This window comes from Pseudomonas sp. Ors-4-3C, from assembly GCF_055755035.1.
The window spans coordinates 4,518,118-4,538,817 of the sequence record NZ_CM146900.1; the positions used below are offsets into that span (position 1 = coordinate 4,518,118).

Annotated in this window: 14 protein-coding genes, 2 tRNA genes and 3 rRNA genes; 4 read left to right on the plus strand and 15 right to left on the minus strand. The window is 57.2% G+C overall.

Going from position 1 to position 20,700, the window contains the following annotated elements; all coding sequences use genetic code 11:
* The first annotated feature begins 16 nt into the window (after nucleotides 1-16).
* Nucleotides 17-421: a hypothetical protein gene (locus tag ACVHNU_RS20355; protein WP_003228197.1), complete on the plus strand. Its 405-nt coding sequence runs from the start codon at nucleotides 17-19 to the stop codon at nucleotides 419-421.
* Nucleotides 422-533: 112 nt separating this feature from the next.
* Here the strand turns inward: ACVHNU_RS20355 and rimI are convergent, their stop codons facing one another.
* Both rimI and ACVHNU_RS20365 read right to left on the minus strand, forming a co-directional pair.
* The gene (gene rimI, locus ACVHNU_RS20360; protein ID WP_201136575.1) at nucleotides 534-986 is read right to left on the minus strand and encodes a ribosomal protein S18-alanine N-acetyltransferase; all 453 of its coding nucleotides are present in this window, start codon (nucleotides 984-986) and stop codon (nucleotides 534-536) included.
* Nucleotides 979-1,725, minus strand: a complete 747-nt coding sequence (locus tag ACVHNU_RS20365) for an energy transducer TonB (protein ID WP_473020091.1) — start codon at nucleotides 1,723-1,725, stop codon at nucleotides 979-981. The genes rimI and ACVHNU_RS20365 overlap by 8 nt, the downstream gene beginning before the upstream one ends.
* A gap of 232 nt (nucleotides 1,726-1,957) precedes the next feature.
* Here ACVHNU_RS20365 and mksB point away from each other — a divergent pair, with 232 nt between their 5' ends.
* Genes mksB through mksF form a run of 3 tightly spaced genes read left to right on the plus strand, consistent with a single transcriptional unit; the run spans nucleotide 1,958 to nucleotide 6,778 of the window.
* Nucleotides 1,958-3,238, plus strand: a complete 1,281-nt coding sequence (gene mksB / locus ACVHNU_RS20370; protein WP_003228202.1) for an Mks condensin complex protein MksB — start codon at nucleotides 1,958-1,960, stop codon at nucleotides 3,236-3,238.
* Nucleotides 3,228-3,941: an Mks condensin complex protein MksE gene (gene mksE / locus ACVHNU_RS20375; protein ID WP_003228204.1), complete on the plus strand. Its 714-nt coding sequence runs from the start codon at nucleotides 3,228-3,230 to the stop codon at nucleotides 3,939-3,941. The genes mksB and mksE overlap by 11 nt, the downstream gene beginning before the upstream one ends.
* Complete coding sequence (gene mksF, locus ACVHNU_RS20380) at nucleotides 3,938-6,778, plus strand: Mks condensin complex protein MksF (protein WP_473018195.1); 2,841 nt, start codon at nucleotides 3,938-3,940, stop codon at nucleotides 6,776-6,778. The genes mksE and mksF overlap by 4 nt, the downstream gene beginning before the upstream one ends.
* Nucleotides 6,779-6,960: 182 nt before the next feature.
* Here mksF and ACVHNU_RS20385 read toward each other — a convergent pair whose 3' ends face one another.
* From ACVHNU_RS20385 to ilvN, 13 genes are all read right to left on the minus strand, one after another.
* A complete protein-coding gene (locus ACVHNU_RS20385; RefSeq protein WP_003228208.1) occupies nucleotides 6,961-9,264 on the minus strand; it encodes a PqiB family protein in 2,304 nt (767 codons plus the stop codon).
* A complete protein-coding gene (locus tag ACVHNU_RS20390; RefSeq protein WP_473018196.1) occupies nucleotides 9,257-9,880 on the minus strand; it encodes a paraquat-inducible protein A in 624 nt (207 codons plus the stop codon). The genes ACVHNU_RS20385 and ACVHNU_RS20390 overlap by 8 nt, the downstream gene beginning before the upstream one ends.
* On the minus strand, nucleotides 9,867-10,526 hold the full coding sequence (locus tag ACVHNU_RS20395; RefSeq protein WP_045122636.1) for a paraquat-inducible protein A: 660 nt from the start codon (nucleotides 10,524-10,526) through the stop codon (nucleotides 9,867-9,869). The genes ACVHNU_RS20390 and ACVHNU_RS20395 overlap by 14 nt, the downstream gene beginning before the upstream one ends.
* A 150-nt stretch (nucleotides 10,527-10,676) precedes the next feature.
* Nucleotides 10,677-10,792 (minus strand): 5S ribosomal RNA (rrf, locus tag ACVHNU_RS20400).
* A gap of 154 nt (nucleotides 10,793-10,946) precedes the next feature.
* Nucleotides 10,947-13,838, minus strand: a 23S ribosomal RNA gene (locus ACVHNU_RS20405).
* A gap of 237 nt (nucleotides 13,839-14,075) precedes the next feature.
* Nucleotides 14,076-14,151: transfer RNA gene (locus tag ACVHNU_RS20410), tRNA-Ala, on the minus strand.
* Nucleotides 14,152-14,160: 9 nt separating this feature from the next.
* Nucleotides 14,161-14,237, minus strand: a tRNA-Ile gene (locus ACVHNU_RS20415).
* A gap of 124 nt (nucleotides 14,238-14,361) precedes the next feature.
* Nucleotides 14,362-15,898 (minus strand): 16S ribosomal RNA (locus tag ACVHNU_RS20420).
* Together the 16S, 23S and 5S rRNA genes with 2 tRNA genes alongside form the textbook arrangement of a ribosomal RNA operon.
* Before the next feature lie 553 nt (nucleotides 15,899-16,451).
* On the minus strand, nucleotides 16,452-17,063 hold the full coding sequence (msrQ, locus tag ACVHNU_RS20425) for a protein-methionine-sulfoxide reductase heme-binding subunit MsrQ (RefSeq protein ID WP_473018197.1): 612 nt from the start codon (nucleotides 17,061-17,063) through the stop codon (nucleotides 16,452-16,454).
* Nucleotides 17,063-18,076 carry a protein-methionine-sulfoxide reductase catalytic subunit MsrP gene (gene msrP, locus ACVHNU_RS20430; RefSeq protein WP_202370498.1) on the minus strand — a complete coding sequence of 338 codons (1,014 nt, stop codon included), beginning with the start codon at nucleotides 18,074-18,076 and terminating at the stop codon, nucleotides 17,063-17,065. The genes msrQ and msrP overlap by 1 nt, the downstream gene beginning before the upstream one ends.
* A 63-nt stretch (nucleotides 18,077-18,139) precedes the next feature.
* Nucleotides 18,140-18,997 (minus strand): CDP-diacylglycerol--serine O-phosphatidyltransferase, encoded by an 858-nt coding sequence (pssA, locus tag ACVHNU_RS20435; RefSeq protein ID WP_003228213.1) that lies wholly within the window; start codon nucleotides 18,995-18,997, stop codon nucleotides 18,140-18,142.
* Between the two features lie 146 nt (nucleotides 18,998-19,143).
* Nucleotides 19,144-20,160, minus strand: a complete 1,017-nt coding sequence (gene ilvC, locus ACVHNU_RS20440) for a ketol-acid reductoisomerase (RefSeq protein WP_003228216.1) — start codon at nucleotides 20,158-20,160, stop codon at nucleotides 19,144-19,146.
* A 48-nt stretch (nucleotides 20,161-20,208) separates the two neighbouring features.
* Nucleotides 20,209-20,700 (minus strand): acetolactate synthase small subunit, encoded by a 492-nt coding sequence (gene ilvN, locus ACVHNU_RS20445; RefSeq protein WP_003205610.1) that lies wholly within the window; start codon nucleotides 20,698-20,700, stop codon nucleotides 20,209-20,211.

Below are 20,700 nucleotides of genomic sequence, written 5' to 3' on the forward strand. Positions count from 1 at the left end.
AGTATGAGGATTTGCCATGACTGATTCACGACGTCCGTTCGATGCGGTGCAACCGGAACCCATCGATGATAACGAAGACCGCATGGGCTCGGTGCATGAGCTGGATTTCGATGAAGACGAACCCAGCGCAAAAATCGGCGACGAGATTCCCGAGCGCGAGCGCGAGCAACTGATGCCCGACGAACGGGTGCGCGAGGCGGGTTTTACCGGCGCATCAACCGCTGACCATGAGCCGACCGACGATGACCTGAGCCCGGAAACCCTGATTCATGAGGACGGTGCACGTGACGCCGAGGAGGCTGGCGAAGGCAATCAGGCGGATTGGGATCTGAGCATTGTCGACGAGGACGACATTGGCGGGGGTAACGGCCTGGATGAGGCGGAGCTGGCGCGGCGTGATCCGCTGGATGGCAATCGCTGATCTGTATTGCCTGTAAGGACGCCTTCGCGAGCAAGCCCGCTCCCACAGGGAATTGAGACACTACTCAAAACCAATGTGGGAGCGGGCTTGCTCGCGAAGCTTTTAAATATGTTCAGTCGACCAGGGTGCAGGCCATCACTACGGCATCTTCACGCCCGCCCACCGCCGGATAATAATCCCGCCGCCGGCCAATCTCGTTGAAACCATAGCGCTCATACAGCTTGAACGCTGCAGTATTGCTGTCGCGCACTTCCAGGAAACACTCCCGCGCTTCAGCCGCGTATGCCCGCGACATCAGATGCTCAAGCAGCGCCAGCCCCAGCCCACGCCCCTGATTCTCCGGTTTGACCGTGATGTTCAGCAGGTGCGCCTCATCGAGAATGATCTGCACCACCCCGTGGCCGACCTGTTGCTGACCTTCGAACATCAGCCAGATCTGGTACTTGCCCAGCCCGTCGAGAAAAATCCCGCGGGTCCATGGATGGCTGTACGCCGCGTATTCGATCTTCAATACCGCGTCCAGGTCCGCCTCGGTCATCGGGCGGAACGATACAGCTTCACTCATTCGATGGTTTCCAGCGCGCCATCAGCCGACGCATGGCTTGCCACACAGCGGCTTTGCGCTGTGGCTCTTCCATTAACAATTCCAGACCGGGGATGGCCCAGGCCAGGCCCAGGCCTTCGATCTGCAATTCACTATTGAACGCTTCGGCGTCCGCTTCACCGGCAAAACGTACCGCCGGCAGGCCGATCAGCCACAGGCAGGCGCAAGGCGCCGCTTCTATTTGTACCGAGAGAAAACCCTGAACGAAGTCGCGTGCCGCTTCCGGGCCCTGATCCAGGGTGCCGCGGTTCAGCCACGGCCAGCGCACCGGCTCGCCGACGATCTGCGGCGCATCCGGCAGACCGGCGGCGCGCAACATGTCCTTGAGCAACAGATAGGCCGGATCGCGGCTCTGGAACGCTTCGCCTGTGGGTAACTCGACCAGCAGCAGGCAAGCCCCGGCGCGCAGCAGTTGCAGGGCAAACCGCGGTGGCGGCACGGGGTCGGGTTTGACCACCACTGGCGCCTCTTCGACCTCTGCCACCGGTTTGGCACCGGTACGGGTACTGGCGAGCGACGGGCGCGGCACCTCGATTTTCGGCCGTTCGACCGGGCGCGGTGCACTCTGCACCGGGGCTTCGGCCTGAACAACCGGCACCGCCGCCACCTCTGGCTCAGGCTCGGGCATGTCCAGCAGTTCGGGCCGCGACGGGGCGGCGAAAGGCAATTCGGTGCGCGGCAGCCAGTTGACCACCTGCATGGCGTTCAAATAGGCGCGGCGGCGGGACTCGATAAGCAAAGGTCGGCCACTTGTGGATAACTGAAAGTGTGCTGATTCTACCGCCCTTCGCTCAAGATCGCCCGTTGTTGATCGATAGTCTTGATCCCGTCTTTAATCCGGGAAAAAGCGACAGCCCGTCCCGAGAGTGAATCGCATCCCTCCTGATGCAGTACAATCGCGGCTTTTAATCGCCAACCAGCCGGCCATTCCGATGATCGAACCCAAGCGCGTCTTGCGCGCCCTCGCTGAACACTGGGCACTTCTGGAGCCACTGTGCGAGCACTTCGACCAAGGCACCCTGAGCCTCAACGAACTGCGCACGCAACTGGCCGCCCAACAACTGGACAGCACGCCGCAGGACATCACCAGCCTGCTCGACGTGTGGATTCGCCTGGACATTCTGGTGCCCGTGGCGAAAAGCCCGAACCGTTTCGAGCTGAACGCGCAGATCCACGACTTCCTCGCCTACCTGCGCCGTGAGCACCGTCTGGGCCTGTGCCTGGAGATCGAAGCCTATCTGCGCCACCTCGAACGGCTGGCCGGCTACATTCAGGACGCGTTCGACGTGCGCGACGGCAACGATCTCGCCCGTCAGCTGCGTTTGCTCGACATGCGCGTGCGCGACGTGCTGAAGAAACTCGACAACGACGAACAGGCGCTGGTGGCCGTCGCCGAACGGGCCAAGACCAGCGACCGGCAGATTCCGCTGCGTCAGCGTTACGCCGAAGTCCTGGCGACCTGGGACGAATACGTCGAGCCAATGATCGATCTGGTGAACGCCGACGGCGCCTTCGAACAAGGCGTGCGCAAGGTTGAAACCGTGCTGTTGAAGATGCTCAGCGAACAGCAGCGCCTCGGCCATCTGGTCGACGACGACATGCTGCTGCGCACCCACGCGCGCATCCTCGAAATGCAGACCAGCGCCCAGTTGACCCTGCGTCACGCCCGCGAACTGCTGTTGCCGCTGCGTGAAGAAGCACGCCGCCACAACGCCGTGACCCGTGGTGCCGCGCTGGCGCTGGCAGCGATTCGCCGCAAAGGCATCGATGCCGTGCCGCAAGCGGCGATGCCGCTGTTCACCCGGCCGCAAAGCACCTTCCTTGGCAGCGCCAGTCAGGTCGAGGCTTACGTCTACGCCCTGGCGCGTTTCGAGCCGAAACCGGCGCGTTTCCCCAAGGCGCACAAAACCCAGAAGTCCGGCGATGCCCCGCGTGCACCGCGCACCGTGCGCGAGATGGTCGAGCGTTGCGAAGAGTCCCTGCCAATGCCGGATCTGATGACCTGGCTGCTGGAGCAGGAACCGGACGGCGCCACCGACGAATTGCTCTACTGGTTCTCGCGTCTGTCGCGGGAAAAACGCTTCAAGCGCGAGCGTCTGGAACGCCGCGAATACCACACTCACGAGCACCAGGTCAGCCTGCGCTCCTTCGCCCTGCTCTCGGCCCGCGACTCCGCCGCCGAGGATTCTGCGAGCATCCCCAATGCATCTTGATCTATCCGAACTGTCCCAACTGGCGCCGATCTTCCGCGAGCTGTTCAAGGGCTATCACGTCAGCCGCCGCGACCCGGAACTGTACGCGCAACTGTCGAACTTCCAGGATCAATACCGCACGCTGTTCAAGGCGCTGGGGTTCGAGCTGGTCTGCGACACCCGTGGCTTCTACTACTTCGTGCCGGACATGGCGGCGGCGGCGGTGAACAAGACGGCCCAGCGTCTGGCGCTGTTCACCTTCATCCTCGTCGAGCATCTGGCCGATCAGGGCCGTGACCCGATTGCCGTGCTCGACGGCGGCAGCCTCGGCCGTGAAGAGCTGCCATCGCTGCTGGAGAAATACCGCGACCTGTTCATCCAGGCCGAAGTGCAGACCGTTGAAGAGCTGGAAGAAAAAATCATGCGCCGCATGACCCAGCTCGGTTTCGCCGGTGAAGAAAACGGCGTGTACCGTTTCCTGCCGCCGATGCACCGCTTCCTCGATGTGTGCCTGTCGGTGCAGCAGGACCGCGATCTGGCGGCCAGCGTACACAGCGTTCTGCCGCTGCCGGCACCGGTGCTGATCGACGAAGCCGCCGAAGCCAAATTCCTCGAAACCGACGATCCGCTTGATCTCAGCGAATTTGAGGAAGAGAGCGAAGAAGAGAGCGAAGAAGACGCATTGGCTAGAGCCATTGCCGAAGAACAGGAGTCCGACGCATGAGCCAGGAACGCTACGGCATCCGCCGCTTTGCCCTTTTGAACACCGCCGGTTACAGCCTCGGCCTGTTCCCGCTGGAAGAACCGTTGTCGGTTTACGGCGCGAACAACCTCGGGAAATCGGCGTCGATCAACGCCTTGCAGTTCCCGATTCTGGCGCGCATGTCGGACATGAGTTTCGGCAAGTACAGCCTGGAACAATCGCGGCGTTTCTACTTCGCCTCCGACACCAGCTATATCCTCGTCGAAGTCAATCTGCCCCACGGTCCACACGTGATCGGCGTGGTCGGTCGCGGCCCGGGCGGTGGCTTCGGTCACCAGTTCTTCGCTTACGCCGGCAAGCTCGACCTGGCGCATTACCAGAAGAACGACACCTGCCTGCGGCAGAAAGAGCTGTTCAGCAACCTTGAGAAGGAAGGCCTGAAAGCCTACGAACTCAAGCCGGACGAACTGCGTCGTTTGCTGGTCGGTGGTCACACGTCGATCCCGCTCGACCTGACCCTGATCCCGCTGCGCTCCACCAGCGAGCAGAGCCTGAAGACCTTCCGCGCGCTGTTCATCAACCTGCTGCACATGCGCGAAATCACCGCGGCCAAGTTGAAGCAGCTGTTCCTCGATGCCTTCGAGCACAGCCTGCGTTCCGGCAGCGTCGACTACATCGCCGCGTGCGAAGAAGCCTTCCGCGATGTACGCCGGATGGAGCAGGACTACAACTCGCTGGTCGCCGCCGGGCCGCTGGTCGAAGCCTTGGCCAACGGCGTGAAGCAGCGCGATGTGCTGCGCGGCAAACTGCATCGCCTGTCGCCGCTGCTCGATTCGTTGCTCGGCACCTGGTCGGACTACGCCATGGCGCGCAAGGAAGAGCTGACGATCCAGGCCGAACACTACCGTCGCGAGCAGGACGATCTGCAAAACGATCAGCGCGGTGGCACCCAGGAACTGATGCGTCTGGAGCGGGAAATCTCCGGCATCCAGCGCTGGCTCGGTGAGTTGTCGGTGCTGAAAAACCGCTTCGCGCTGGTCGATGACGTCAAGGTGCTGGAGCAGCAACTGCTCGCCGCCAAGGACGCGCACGACGAACTGGCCGGTGCGCTGGCACAGTCCCGGCAGTTCAGCGCCGAGGATCTGGAAGAACGTCTGCGCGATCTGGAAAAACGCCTGAAGTCGGTGAAGCAGCAACTCGATCATGCCGACAACAACAGCTATGCGCGTCTGCGTGAGGAGTTCTCGCAGCAGGACGTCGAGCGCCTGATGCGCCTGTTCAACAGCGCGCTGTTCAGCCTGCCGCTGGGCGAACATGGCATCACCCTCGACGAGGATGGCGAGTGGGTCAAATCGGTCGAGCTGATCCTCGATGGCTTCAAGGGCGAGCGCTTCGAAGTGCCGGGCTTGTCGATCGACATCTCGCACATCGAGCCGCCGGCCCTGCAAGCGCTGGCCGACCGCGCCGCGCTGCGTGATCAGAAAGAACGTCTGGAAAAAGAGCTCAAGCAACTCAAGACCCAGCAAGCCGTGGCCGCCGACCGCGCCGCGAGCAAGACCCAGACCGAAGCGCTGTACCAGCAAGTGCTGGATGCGCAGAAAGCCCTGGAAGATTTCCGTCGCACCCAGACCCTGAGCGCCGAAGAAGGCGACAAGCTCGAGCAACTGGCGCAGATGGAAGCCGCGCAAGACGAACTCAAGCGTTCCAGCGATGCGTTCACCGAGCGCGTCCAGCAACTGTCGGCCAAGTTGCAATTGGTCGGTCGGCAGATCGCCGACATGGAAGCCAAGCAGCGCACCCTCGATGACGCCCTGCGCCGTCGTCAGTTGCTGCCGGCCGACCTGCCGTTCGGTACGCCGTTCATGGATCCGGTCGACGATTCGATGGACAACCTGCTGCCGCTGCTCAACGACTATCAGGACAGCTGGCAAGGCCTGCTGCGCGCTGACGGGCAGATCGAAGCGCTGTACGCGCAAGTTCGCCTCAAAGGCGTGGCCAAGTTCGACAGCGAAGACGACATGGAGCGCCGTCTTTCGCTGCTGATCAACGCTTACGCGCACCGCACCGACGAAGCCCTGACCTTGGGCAAGGCGCGGCGTGCGGCGGTCACCGACATCGCCCGGACTCTGCGCAACATCCGCAGCGACTACGACAGCCTCGAGCATCAACTGGCGCTGTTCAACCGCGAGATCAACAAGCGTCAGGTGTCCAACCTGCAGAGCTTCCGCATCGTCCTGGCGCCGAACAAGGAAGCGCTCAAGCACATCGACCAGATCATCCACAGCGCCGGTCAATACGAAGAAGGCGAAACCCTGTCGGTGTTCGACCTGAGCCAGAGCGCGGAACAAGACAACAAGAACGAAGAGGCCAAGGAGTACCTGGCGCGGCTGGTGGCGGCGAACCACAACCAGCTCGGTCTCAAGGACTTGTTCGAACTGGCGTTCGAGATCACCAAGGTCAACGGTCAGCCGGTGATCCACACCGACATCGACGGCGCGGCGTCCAACGGCACCACCATGACCATCAAGGCGCTGACCAACATGTACTTGTTGCTGCACTTGATGGATCGCGATCTGGCCGGTCGCGTGCGCCTGCCGTACTACCTCGACGAGGCGGCGGACATCGACGAGAAGAACCAGGCAGCCCTGCTGGAAACCAGCCTGCAACTGGGCTTTGTGCCGATTCTGGCGAGTGTGAAGCCGCAGGTCTGCGCCAGTGTCGCCATCGACCTGGAAGGCGGCAGCGGCCCGGCGGGGATCTACATCGACGAGGCGGACTGGAAGTACATCCGCCGCCATGACGTGGTGAAAGCCACCGTCAATGTGCAAGCCGATGAGCCGGAGCTGGATGAAGTTTGATCGGCTTTAGCTGAAAACCAAAAAGGGCCGCGATCTGTTGGGATCACGGCCCTTTTTTATGGCTTTGGATTTGTGCGGACTTTTAGTGCCCTATCGCGAGCAGGCTCACTCCTACCATTTGGAACGCGTTCCCCTGTAGGAGTGAGCCTGCTCGCGATGGCGCCACTTCAGACACCACAGAATTACTTACCGAGCGAAATCTTCGGCGCCCAGGTCAGCCACTCATCCTCGAACTTGTCGAACAGCGGAAACGTCTGCTCAGGCCGTGCCGGGTTGCCCATGCGCTCACCGTCCGGTGTGGCGAAGGCGATGCCACCCTGAATCGCCGTCTCCAGCGACTCCGTGCGCACCGTCAGGCCATTGAACAAGCCGATGTCGAAACCGACGCCGCTGGTGTTCCAGAATCGGCTGCCGCTACGCACCAGCGGCGCGTATTTCGGTTCGATCAAAATGTGCACCAACACCCGGTCAGCCGTCTGTCCCAGTTCATAACCGGTGACCTTGCCCACGGTGATTTCGCGGTAGGTCACTGGCACACCAGGCTTCAGAGAACCACGGCGCGCGGCGCTCAAGACCAGACTCAAGCCGGCCTCTTGCTTGCTCACTTCCGGCGGATTGGCCAGTGCGACGAAGTTCTTCTGTGGGCCGAGGTTTTTCGCCGCCGGCTGCACTTCCACATACTGCCCGGTGACCAGGGTTTCCAGGTTGGAAGTCTTCATCAGACCCAACTCGGGCTTGACCACCCAGAACTGACTGCCGACCCGCGCAATGCGCTCCGGCACTTCGGTGATGCGCGCAGTGAGCAGCACCGATTGCAAGTCATCAGCCAGATCAACACTTTCGATCTTGCCGACGTCCAACCCTTTGAACCGAACCGGGGTGCCGCTGCGCAGGCCATCGGCGCGATCAACCTTGATCGTCACCAAAGTGCCTTTCTGGTTCGCCTCATCGTGGTTGGCGAACAGACGGAAGCGCGGAATACGCTTTTGCAGCGGCGCCTTGGCTTGCGGTGTTTCAAAGGCAATGCCGCCGGCCATCAACGTCTGCAACGACTCGCTCTTCACTTGAATCCCGCCCGTCAGGCCACCGGTGAGGGTGATGCCGCTGACATTCCAGAAGCGTGTCGACGCGTTGACCAGGTTTTCGTATTCCTTCTCGATATGCACGCCGATGACGATTTGTTTTTTGGTCTTGGAGAACTGATAGCTCTGTACCGAACCGACCTTGACCTGTTTGTACAGAATCGGACTGCCGACTTCGATCGAACCCAGAACATCGGTGAACAGCACCAGGTGCAGACCAGGTGAACGCAGATCCAGCGGCGGCGCTTTTGGCCGTGCCTCGAATTCGCGTTTCGGCGCGGCACCTTTGTCGCCCGGACGCACGGCGATGTAATTGCCTTTGACCAGCGCTTCGAGCCCGGTGATACCGGCCAGGGAAATCGACGGTTTGACCACCCAGAACTGTGTGCCCTCGACCAGATAGTCTTCCGCCAGAGGATCGAGCGTCAGCTCGGCCGTGGCGCTGTTCAGATCCGGATCGATTTTCAACGCTTTCATGTTGCCGACCTGAATGCCCTTGTACATCACCGGCGTACGGCCGGCCTGCAGACCTTCGAAGTCACTGAGTTTGACCTTGACCCGAATGCCGGCAGCGGCGGCGTCGAAGTCTTCATAGAGACGGAACGGCAGGCTTGGATCGGTGGGCGGACTATCCTTGCGATTCTCTGGTGTGGCGAAGGCGATGCCACCGGCGACGATGCTCGCCAGAGACTCGCTGCGTACTTTCACCCCGGACAGGTTGGCGTCGATGCTGATGCCGCTGGCATTCCAGAAACGCGTGTGTTTGCGCACCAGTTTGGCGTAGGTCGGCTCGATGAACACTTTGAGTTCAACGGTGCTCTGGTCTTCAGACAGCACGTAGCTTTTGATCTGACCGACTTTGATCTGCTTGTAGAACACCGGGCTGCCACGGTTCAGCGAACCGAGGCGATCGGCCTTGATGGTCAGGTGCAGACCCGGCTTGGAGTCCGACAGCGGCGGCTCTTCGGCCAGTGCCTTGAACTTGCGGGTGGGCTCGCCTTCGCCGGGGCTGATAGCCACGTAGTTACCCGAAACCAGGGTTTCCAGACCGGTGATACCGGCCAGCGTCACGCTCGGTTTCACCAACCAGAAGCGCGTGCTGGTCTTGAGGTATTGCTCGACGTCCTTGTTCATCTCGACGGTGGCAATTACCCCTTTGGAGTTGCCCTCGTCATCAAGTTTGAGCGTCTTCACCTTACCCACCGGCATGCCCTTGTAGACCACTTCGGTCTTGTTGGCCTGGATGCCTTCACCGCTTTCGAAACGCACCTGAATCTCGATGCCGGTTTCGTTGTAGGCACGCCAGCCGAGCCAGCCGCCAATGATCAGGGCAATCAGGGGCAGTACCCAAATGGCAGACCAGTTGGAGGCCGGTCGGGTTTTCGCTACAGGCAAATCAGTCATGGTCGTCGTCCGACTCCGTGTTATCCCAAATCAGTCGGGGATCGAAAGTTACTGCGGCAAGCATCGTCAGAATCACCACACTGGCGAAAGCGATGGCGCCAAGATTGGCTTCGACACTGGCAAGCCGGCCGAAATTGACGACCGCCACCAGAATGGCGATCACAAAGATATCGAGCATCGACCAGCGACCGATGAACTCGATAAAGCGGTACATCCAGATCCGTTGCCGCGCGGACAACGGCTGACGTCGCTGCACCGAAAACAGCAGCAGCGCGATGCCCACGAGTTTGAAGGTCGGCACCAGAATACTGGCGATGAACACCACGGCGGCAATCGGAATCATGCCGTGTTGTACCAGCTGGATCACGCCGGACATGATGGTGCTCGGATCGCCCTGACCCAACGAGCTGACGGTCATGATCGGCAATACGTTGGCCGGGATGTAGACAATCGCGGCCGTGATCAGCAAGGCCCAGGTGCGGGCCAGACTGTTCGGACGACGAGCGTGAACCAGCGCACCGCAGCGGGTGCAGGTCTGCTCGTCGGTATCCGCATCCTGTTTGTTCAATTCATGGCATTCGGTACAGATCAGAATGCCCGCATCAATCGCCCGCATGGGCATCCTCTCCTGATAACGCCTGCCAGATCTGGTGCGGTGACATCACCACTTCCAGCCAGACCTGAACCAACAACAAACCGATGAAACACGCCAGACCGAGGCCGACGGTGATGGCCGCCATGTCCGCCAGTTTGACGATCGCCACGAGGACGCCCATGAGGTAAACCTCGAGCATTCCCCAGTCTTTGAGGTGGTGATAAATGCGGTAGAGCAGCAAGCCGTAGCTGCGGCCGATATCAAAACGGATCGACAGCAATACCATGAGCTGACACAACAGCTTGAGCAGTGGAATCGCCATGCTGCAGAGGAAGACAACGACTGAAACGCCGCGCATGTCGGTATTGAACAACCCGACAACGCCAGTCCAGACCGTGTCCTGCGAAGACTGCCCGAGTACATTGAGCTTCATGATCGGTAAAAAGTTCGCCGGCACGTAGAGCAACAGTGCGGCGATGACCAGGGCCAGGCTGCGTTGCACAACATTGTGACGATGGGCATACAACTCGTAACCGCAGCGCGGGCAGAGCGCTTTCTCGCCATGGGCAAGCTTGGGCTTGCGCATCAGCAGGTCGCACTCATGACAGGCCACCAAGTCTTCCAGCGGTAAATCTGACAGCCCTGGGGCGTCAACCGGATCTGACATAAAGGCTCTGGCTCCGAAAAAGATGGGGGCTATTCTAGTGTTCTGATTCGAAAATAACTGTGCAAAATTGTTCGCTGGCTAAGCAAAAATACTTTCCTGCGGGCAAAACAAAACCCCAACTGCTTTCGCAATTGGGGTTTCGGAATTTAATCTTGACGATGACCTACTCTCACATGGGGAAACCCCACACTACCATCGGCGATGCATCGTTTCACTTCTGAGTTCGGGATGGGATCAGGTGGTTCCAACGCTCTATGGTCGTCAAGAAATTCGGGTACTGACTCGTGACCTGTTGGCCTCGCTTCAGCAAATCGGGTATGTGATACAGGTGTTTGTGAGCATCGCGAACTTTCGGTTCATTGCGTCTTCACACACCGCAATCTGATGCTCTTTCGAGTAGTCAAATTGCTTGGGTGTTATATGGTCAAGCCTCACGGGCAATTAGTATTGGTTAGCTCAACGCCTCACAGCGCTTACACACCCAACCTATCAACGTCGTAGTCTTCGACGGCCCTTCAGGGAACTCAAGGTTCCAGTGAGATCTCATCTTGAGGCAAGTTTCCCGCTTAGATGCTTTCAGCGGTTATCTTTCCCGAACATAGCTACCCGGCAATGCCACTGGCGTGACAACCGGAACACCAGAGGTTCGTCCACTCCGGTCCTCTCGTACTAGGAGCAGCCCCTCTCAAATCTCAAACGTCCACGGCAGATAGGGACCGAACTGTCTCACGACGTTCTAAACCCAGCTCGCGTACCACTTTAAATGGCGAACAGCCATACCCTTGGGACCGGCTTCAGCCCCAGGATGTGATGAGCCGACATCGAGGTGCCAAACACCGCCGTCGATATGAACTCTTGGGCGGTATCAGCCTGTTATCCCCGGAGTACCTTTTATCCGTTGAGCGATGGCCCTTCCATACAGAACCACCGGATCACTAAGACCTACTTTCGTACCTGCTCGACGTGTCTGTCTCGCAGTCAAGCGCGCTTTTGCCTTTATACTCTACGACCGATTTCCGACCGGTCTGAGCGCACCTTCGTACTCCTCCGTTACTCTTTAGGAGGAGACCGCCCCAGTCAAACTACCCACCATACACTGTCCTCGATCCGGATAACGGACCTGAGTTAGAACCTCAAAGTTGCCAGGGTGGTATTTCAAGGATGGCTCCACGCGAACTGGCGTCCACGCTTCAAAGCCTCCCACCTATCCTACACAAGCAAATTCAAAGTCCAGTGCAAAGCTATAGTAAAGGTTCACGGGGTCTTTCCGTCTAGCCGCGGATACACTGCATCTTCACAGCGATTTCAATTTCACTGAGTCTCGGGTGGAGACAGCGCCGCCATCGTTACGCCATTCGTGCAGGTCGGAACTTACCCGACAAGGAATTTCGCTACCTTAGGACCGTTATAGTTACGGCCGCCGTTTACCGGGGCTTCGATCAAGAGCTTCGCGTTAGCTAACCCCATCAATTAACCTTCCGGCACCGGGCAGGCGTCACACCCTATACGTCCACTTTCGTGTTTGCAGAGTGCTGTGTTTTTAATAAACAGTCGCAGCGGCCTGGTATCTTCGACCGGCATGAGCTTACGGAGCAAGTCCTTCACCCTCACCGGCGCACCTTCTCCCGAAGTTACGGTGCCATTTTGCCTAGTTCCTTCACCCGAGTTCTCTCAAGCGCCTTGGTATTCTCTACCCAACCACCTGTGTCGGTTTGGGGTACGGTTCCTGGTTATCTGAAGCTTAGAAGCTTTTCTTGGAAGCATGGCATCAACCACTTCGTCACCCAAAGGGTAACTCGTCATCAGCTCTCGGCCTTAAGATCCCGGATTTACCTAAGATCTCAGCCTACCACCTTAAACTTGGACAACCAACGCCAAGCTGGCCTAGCCTTCTCCGTCCCTCCATCGCAATAACCAGAAGTACAGGAATATTAACCTGTTTTCCATCGACTACGCTTTTCAGCCTCGCCTTAGGGACCGACTAACCCTGCGTCGATTAACGTTGCGCAGGAAACCTTGGTCTTTCGGCGTGGGTGTTTTTCACACCCATTGTCGTTACTCATGTCAGCATTCGCACTTCTGATACCTCCAGCAAGCTTCTCAACTCACCTTCACAGGCTTACAGAACGCTCCTCTACCGCATCACTTGCGTGATACCCGTAGCTTCGGTGTATGGTTTGAGCCCCGTTACATCTTCCGCGCAGGCCGACTCGACTAGTGAGCTATTACGCTTTCTTTAAAGGGTGGCTGCTTCTAAGCCAACCTCCTAGCTGTCTAAGCCTTCCCACATCGTTTCCCACTTAACCATAACTTTGGGACCTTAGCTGACGGTCTGGGTTGTTTCCCTTTTCACGACGGACGTTAGCACCCGCCGTGTGTCTCCCATGCTCGGCACTTGTAGGTATTCGGAGTTTGCATCGGTTTGGTAAGTCGGGATGACCCCCTAGCCGAAACAGTGCTCTACCCCCTACAGTGATACATGAGGCGCTACCTAAATAGCTTTCGAGGAGAACCAGCTATCTCCGAGCTTGATTAGCCTTTCACTCCGATCCACAGGTCATCCGCTAACTTTTCAACGGTAGTCGGTTCGGTCCTCCAGTCAGTGTTACCTAACCTTCAACCTGCCCATGGATAGATCGCCCGGTTTCGGGTCTATTCCCAGCGACTAGACGCCCTATTAAGACTCGCTTTCGCTACGCCTCCCCTATTCGGTTAAGCTCGCCACTGAAAATAAGTCGCTGACCCATTATACAAAAGGTACGCAGTCACCCAACAAAGTGGGCTCCCACTGCTTGTACGCATACGGTTTCAGGATCTATTTCACTCCCCTCTCCGGGGTTCTTTTCGCCTTTCCCTCACGGTACTAGTTCACTATCGGTCAGTCAGTAGTATTTAGCCTTGGAGGATGGTCCCCCCATATTCAGACAAAGTTTCTCGTGCTCCGTCCTACTCGATTTCATGACCAAGAGATTTTCGCGTACAGGGCTATCACCCACTATGGCCGCACTTTCCAGAGCGTTCCGCTAATCTCAAAGCCACTTAAGGGCTAGTCCCCGTTCGCTCGCCACTACTAAGGGAATCTCGGTTGATTTCTTTTCCTCAGGGTACTTAGATGTTTCAGTTCCCCTGGTTCGCCTCTTGCACCTATGTATTCAGTACAAGATAACCATCTTATGATGGCTGGGTTCCCCCATTCAGACATCTCCGGATCAAAGTCTGTTTGCCGACTCCCCGAAGCTTTTCGCAGGCTACCACGTCTTTCATCGCCTCTGACTGCCAAGGCATCCACCGTATGCGCTTCTTCACTTGACCATATAACCCCAAGCAATCTGGTTATACTGTGAAGACGACATTCGCCGAAAATTCGCAAAACTCTTAAGAGTCACTCACAAATTTTACCTTAGCCTGATCCGTTACCAGTGAAAGTAACGTTCAGTCTATCTTTCTATCACATACCCAAATTTTTAAAGAACGATCTAATCAAAGACTAGAAATCAATATTCACACTGGAATATTCATTTCTAAACTCTAACAAGCAGAAGCAGTTAATGGTGGAGCCAAGCGGGATCGAACCGCTGACCTCCTGCGTGCAAGGCAGGCGCTCTCCCAGCTGAGCTATGGCCCCATACAAAATTGGTGGGTCTGGGCAGATTCGAACTGCCGACCTCACCCTTATCAGGGGTGCGCTCTAACCAACTGAGCTACAGACCCAATTTCGAGCGCGTAACTGATTAGCTAAGAGCTATCAGCTTGGAGCTTAAAGCTGCTTCTATCGTCTTCTTCAATGAATCAAGCAATTCGTGTGGGAACTTATGGAGCAGCTGATGTCGTCGATTAAGGAGGTGATCCAGCCGCAGGTTCCCCTACGGCTACCTTGTTACGACTTCACCCCAGTCATGAATCACACCGTGGTAACCGTCCTCCCGAAGGTTAGACTAGCTACTTCTGGTGCAACCCACTCCCATGGTGTGACGGGCGGTGTGTACAAGGCCCGGGAACGTATTCACCGCGACATTCTGATTCGCGATTACTAGCGATTCCGACTTCACGCAGTCGAGTTGCAGACTGCGATCCGGACTACGATCGGTTTTGTGGGATTAGCTCCACCTCGCGGCTTGGCAACCCTCTGTACCGACCATTGTAGCACGTGTGTAGCCCAGGCCGTAAGGGCCATGATGACTTGACGTCATCCCCACCTTCCTCCGGTTTGTCACCGGCAGTCTCCTTAGAGTGCCCACCATTACGTGCTGGTAACTAAGGACAAGGGTTGCGCTCGTTACGGGACTTAACCCAACATCTCACGACACGAGCTGACGACAGCCATGCAGCACCTGTCTCAATGCTCCCGAAGGCACCAATCCATCTCTGGAAAGTTCATTGGATGTCAAGGCCTGGTAAGGTTCTTCGCGTTGCTTCGAATTAAACCACATGCTCCACCGCTTGTGCGGGCCCCCGTCAATTCATTTGAGTTTTAACCTTGCGGCCGTACTCCCCAGGCGGTCAACTTAATGCGTTAGCTGCGCCACTAAGAGCTCAAGGCTCCCAACGGCTAGTTGACATCGTTTACGGCGTGGACTACCAGGGTATCTAATCCTGTTTGCTCCCCACGCTTTCGCACCTCAGTGTCAGTATCAGTCCAGGTGGTCGCCTTCGCCACTGGTGTTCCTTCCTATATCTACGCATTTCACCGCTACACAGGAAATTCCACCACCCTCTACCATACTCTAGCTTGCCAGTTTTGGATGCAGTTCCCAGGTTGAGCCCGGGGATTTCACATCCAACTTAACAAACCACCTACGCGCGCTTTACGCCCAGTAATTCCGATTAACGCTTGCACCCTCTGTATTACCGCGGCTGCTGGCACAGAGTTAGCCGGTGCTTATTCTGTCGGTAACGTCAAAACAGCAAAGTATTAATTTACTGCCCTTCCTCCCAACTTAAAGTGCTTTACAATCCGAAGACCTTCTTCACACACGCGGCATGGCTGGATCAGGCTTTCGCCCATTGTCCAATATTCCCCACTGCTGCCTCCCGTAGGAGTCTGGACCGTGTCTCAGTTCCAGTGTGACTGATCATCCTCTCAGACCAGTTACGGATCGTCGCCTTGGTGAGCCATTACCTCACCAACTAGCTAATCCGACCTAGGCTCATCTGATAGCGCAAGGCCCGAAGGTCCCCTGCTTTCTCCCGTAGGACGTATGCGGTATTAGCGTTCCTTTCGAAACGTTGTCCCCCACTACCAGGCAGATTCCTAGGCATTACTCACCCGTCCGCCGCTGAATCCAGGAGCAAGCTCCTTTCATCCGCTCGACTTGCATGTGTTAGGCCTGCCGCCAGCGTTCAATCTGAGCCATGATCAAACTCTTCAGTTCAAACATCTTTGGGTTTTTAAGAAACCCTAAACTTGGCTCAGCAATCGTTGGTTACATCTTTGATTTCTCGCGGAGTAACTTGTGATGCTGATAATCTTGTTGACTATCAGTCTGACCCCACAAGCACCCACACGAATTGCTTGATTCAGTTGTTAAAGAGCGGTTGGTTAAGATCTTTCGTCTCAACCGAGGCGCGCATTCTACAGCAGCCTCATTTGCTGTCAAGTGATTATTTTCAGAAGTTTTCGAAGATTTCTTCAACAACTTCAACCACTTGCGCTTCCGATCTCTCGTTAGCGGGAGGCGAATTCTACAGCGTTACACGCTGCTGTCAACACCTCTTTTTCTCCGCTTTCGACCGAGAAGATCGAACCGTTAAAAGAGCCAAACATCACTGCCCTTTCAACTCCTTCCAGGCTTCGGTGAACTGAAGCAAGCCGCTGTCGAAAACCGCATAACTCATTGAATCTCAAGGAGTTTTCCGTTTCGACTGCGCCGGAAGTGGGGCGAATTATAGACCTCCAGAATCTGCCGTCAACCGTTAATTTCAGTTTTATTGCAAAACCCGCTTTTTGGTCAGCAAACGCGGGATTCGACGCGCAACCGCAGGTACACGCATCAGTAAAAGCATCGCACCTATAAAGGCATAGATCGCCCACTCCTTGAGATCAGCACGCACGATCCACAGCATATGCAGCAATCCCAGCCCGAGAATCACATACACCAACCGATGCAATTTCTTCCAGCGCACACCCAAACGGCGCTGACTGTAGCGATTGGAAGTCACCGCCAACGCCAACAGACCAAGGAAACCCAACGTCCCCACAATAATGTACGGCCGCTTACGCAACTCCACGCCCAACTGCGACCAGTCGAAACCGAGGATAAACGCCATATAGCTGAACAGATGCAGAACCACATAAGCAAAACACCAGAGCCCCAATTGACGGCGCACAGCAATCCACCCTGCCCACCCCGTCAATTTCTGCAGCGGCGTCATGCTCAACGTGATCAACAGCAATACCAGCGTCCCCAGCCCCAATCGATCAACCAGCACCTTGCCAGGATCCGGACCGAGCACATCGGCAAACGCCTGATAAAACCAAAGCATTGGACAGATCGCCGCCGCAATGAACACGCCTACACGCCAGAACGGATATCGCATCAGTAGTTCTTCCGCAGATCGAGCCCTGTATATAAAGAAGCAACTTCATCCGCATAGCCGTTGAACATCTGTGTATCACGCACATTCGGCTTGAACAGACTGTTCGGCAGACGCCGTTCCCGCGCCTGAGTCCAGCGCGGATGATCGACCGTCGGATTCACGTTGGCATAAAACCCGTATTCATCAGCCGCGATGCTCTGCCAGGTGGTCTTGGGCTGTTCGCTGACCAGACTTATCCGCACAATCGACTTCACACTTTTGAAGCCGTACTTCCACGGCACCACCAGACGCAGCGGCGCACCATTCTGATTCGGCAACTCGCGGCCATACATGCCTACCGCCAGAATCGCCAAGGGATTCATCGCCTCATCAAGGCGCAAGCCTTCTACATAAGGCCAGTCGATCAGGGCAAAACCCGAGCGCTGCCCTGGCATGCTCTTGGGATCCTGCAGGGTTTCGAAGCGAATGTATTTGGCCTTAGAGGTCGGCTCGACCTGCTTGAGCAACGCAGAAATCGGAAAGCCAATCCACGGGATGACCATCGACCACGCTTCAACACAGCGAAGGCGATAGATACGCTCCTCCAACTGGTACGGCTTCATGAAGTCTTCCAGCGCATAACGCCCGGGCTTACCCACTTCCCCATCGACGACAACGCTCCACGGCTCGGTTTTCAGCGAACCGGCATTGGCAGCCGGATCGCCCTTGTCGGTGCCGAACTCATAGAAGTTGTTGTAATGGGTCGCGTCTTTATAAGGCGTGATCGCCTCATCCTTGACGTTGACTGCGCCCCACTTGGTAGAAGGGAGCTTATCGGCAAACCAGGCAGGCGCCTTGCCCGGCTCGACATCGGCATAACGCGCCGCGTCTTCAGCGCTGGCCCAACGCGGCAGGCTGCTCACGGCGATACCGGCAGCGGTAGCTCCGAGCAATTGGCGACGAGAAAGATAAATGGATTCAGGCGTGACATCCGACTCATGGCAGTCGGACGCTTTGGGGATTTTGATCAGCATGGCGACTCCGCAGCTTTGGAGGACAGATGCACCCATAGACTGCGGAGTATGCGGGAAATTACATCACTCGGCGTTTTTGTGACGACGAAGATGCAACAGATATTGCACCGGGCCGGAAGCCGCGTAAGCGAGGAACACCAGCAGCAAAATGCGCGGTGGATCGCTGAACACCACGGCGAACACCAGCACCACGGCGAGAATCGCCACGAACGGCACACGGCCCTTCAAATCCAGCTCCTTGAAGCTGTTGTACTTGATGTTGCTGACCATCAGCATGCCGGCAGCCGCCACCATCAGCGCGACCAGGAACGACATCTTCGAACCCTGAATGCCGTAATCGCTGAACGCCCAGACAATGCCCGCGACCACGCCGGCAGCTGCCGGACTGGCCAGACCGATGAAGTAGCGCTTGTCCGCCGTACCGACCTGGGTGTTGAAACGCGCCAGACGCAAAGCGGCACCGGCTACATAGATGAAGGCAACCATCCAGCCGACCTTGCCCATGTCTCCGAGCGCCCAGCCAAAGGCCAGCAGCGCCGGTGCCACACCGAAAGCGACCATGTCCGATAGCGAGTCATACTCGGCGCCGAAGGCACTTTGCGTATTGGTCATGCGCGCGACACGCCCATCAAGACCATCGAGCACCATGGCCACAAAGATTGCGATCGCGGCGAAGGCGAAATACTTGCTCGCGTTCGCAGAGTCCCCGGCGCTCAAGGCAGCCTGGGCACTCATCGAGTTGATGATGGAATAAAACCCTGCGAACAGGTTCGCAGTGGTGAACAGATTCGGCAGCAGATAGATACCACGATGCCGGACTTTACGACCTTCTGCGTCGTGCCCTTCCTCGACATGTTCATCGATGGGCAGCAGGCTTTCGGCGTCAGAAGCCTGGTTCGGCTCTTCGGGACGTTCGCTCATGGACATTACCTTGCAACGGTTTGGAAAGTTTCGACAGGTGCCTGTGACGACGGTTCGGCCACAAACGATGCAGCTTTATACCAGAACCATCGGTTTCAAACGAAAAAACGCGGCCGAAGCCGCGTTTTTCGTACAAGGATGACGACTTAGTTTTTGGCTTTGTCGACGATCTTGTTGGCACCGATCCACGGCATCATGGAGCGCAGTTGCTCGCCGATGATTTCGATACCGTGGGCGGCGTTGTTACGACGCTTGGCGGTCATCGAAGGGTAGCCGGTTGCGCCTTCGCTGATGAACATTTTGGCGTATTCGCCGTCCTGAATACGTTTCAGGGCATTGCGCATGGCCTGACGGGATTCGGCGTTGATCACTTCCGGACCGGTCACGTACTCGCCGTACTCAGCGTTGTTGGAGATCGAGTAGTTCATGTTGGCGATACCGCCTTCGTACATGAGGTCAACGATCAGTTTCAGCTCGTGCAGGCACTCGAAGTAGGCCATTTCCGGCGCGTAGCCAGCTTCAACCAGAGTTTCGAAACCGGCTTTGACCAGTTCAACGGTACCGCCGCACAGTACGGCTTGTTCGCCGAACAGGTCGGTTTCGGTCTCGTCCTTGAAGGTGGTTTCGATGATGCCGGTACGACCGCCACCCACACCAGCTGCGTAGGACAGTGCAACGTTTTTGGCGTTACCCGAGGCGTCCTGGTAGATCGCGATCAGGTCAGGGATACCGCCGCCCTTCACGAACTCGGAACGTACGGTGTGACCCGGAGCTTTCGGCGCGATCATGATCACGTCGAGGTCGGCACGCGGAACAACCTGGTTGTAGTGGATCGCGAAGCCGTGGGAGAAGGCCAGGGTGGCGCCTTTCTTGATGTTCGGCTCGATTTCGTTCTTGTACAGCGAGGACTGGAACTCGTCCGGGGTCAGGATCATGACCAGATCGGCAGCAGCTACAGCGGAAGCAACGTCGGTCACTTTCAGGCCGTGGGCTTCGGCTTTGGCAACAGTGGCCGAACCTTTACGCAGACCGACGGTAACGTCGACACCGGAATCTTTCAGGTTGCACGCTTGAGCGTGGCCTTGGGAGCCGTAACCGATGATGGCAACTTTCTTGCCCTGGATGATCGACAGGTCGCAGTCTTTATCGTAGAAAACTTTCATGAATTTCCCCTATATATCCAGGCCGTTCAGGCCATTCGCTAATTTGGTTTAGATGCTGAGTACTTTGTCGCCGCGGGCAATGCCGGTCACGCCGCTACGGACGGTTTCCAGAATCGATGCGGTGCCGATGGACTGAATGAAGCTGTCGAGCTTGTCGCTGGTACCGGTCAATTGAACGGTATACACGCTGGCGCTGACATCGACGATCTGTCCACGGTAAATATCGGTGGTGCGTTTGATCTCGGCGCGCTGGGCACCAGTGGCCTTGACCTTGACCAGCATCAGCTCGCGCTCGATGTGAGCGCTTTCCGACAGGTCCACCAGCTTGACCACTTCGATCAGCTTGTTCAGGTTTTTGGTGATCTGCTCGATGATTTCATCGTGGCCGACAGTGGTCAGCGTCAGACGCGACAGCGTCGGGTCTTCGGTTGGGGCCACCGTCAGGCTTTCAATGTTGTAGTTGCGCTGCGAGAACAGGCCGACTACGCGAGACAAAGCGCCGGGTTCGTTTTCCAGAAGCAGGGAAATAATGTGCCGCAT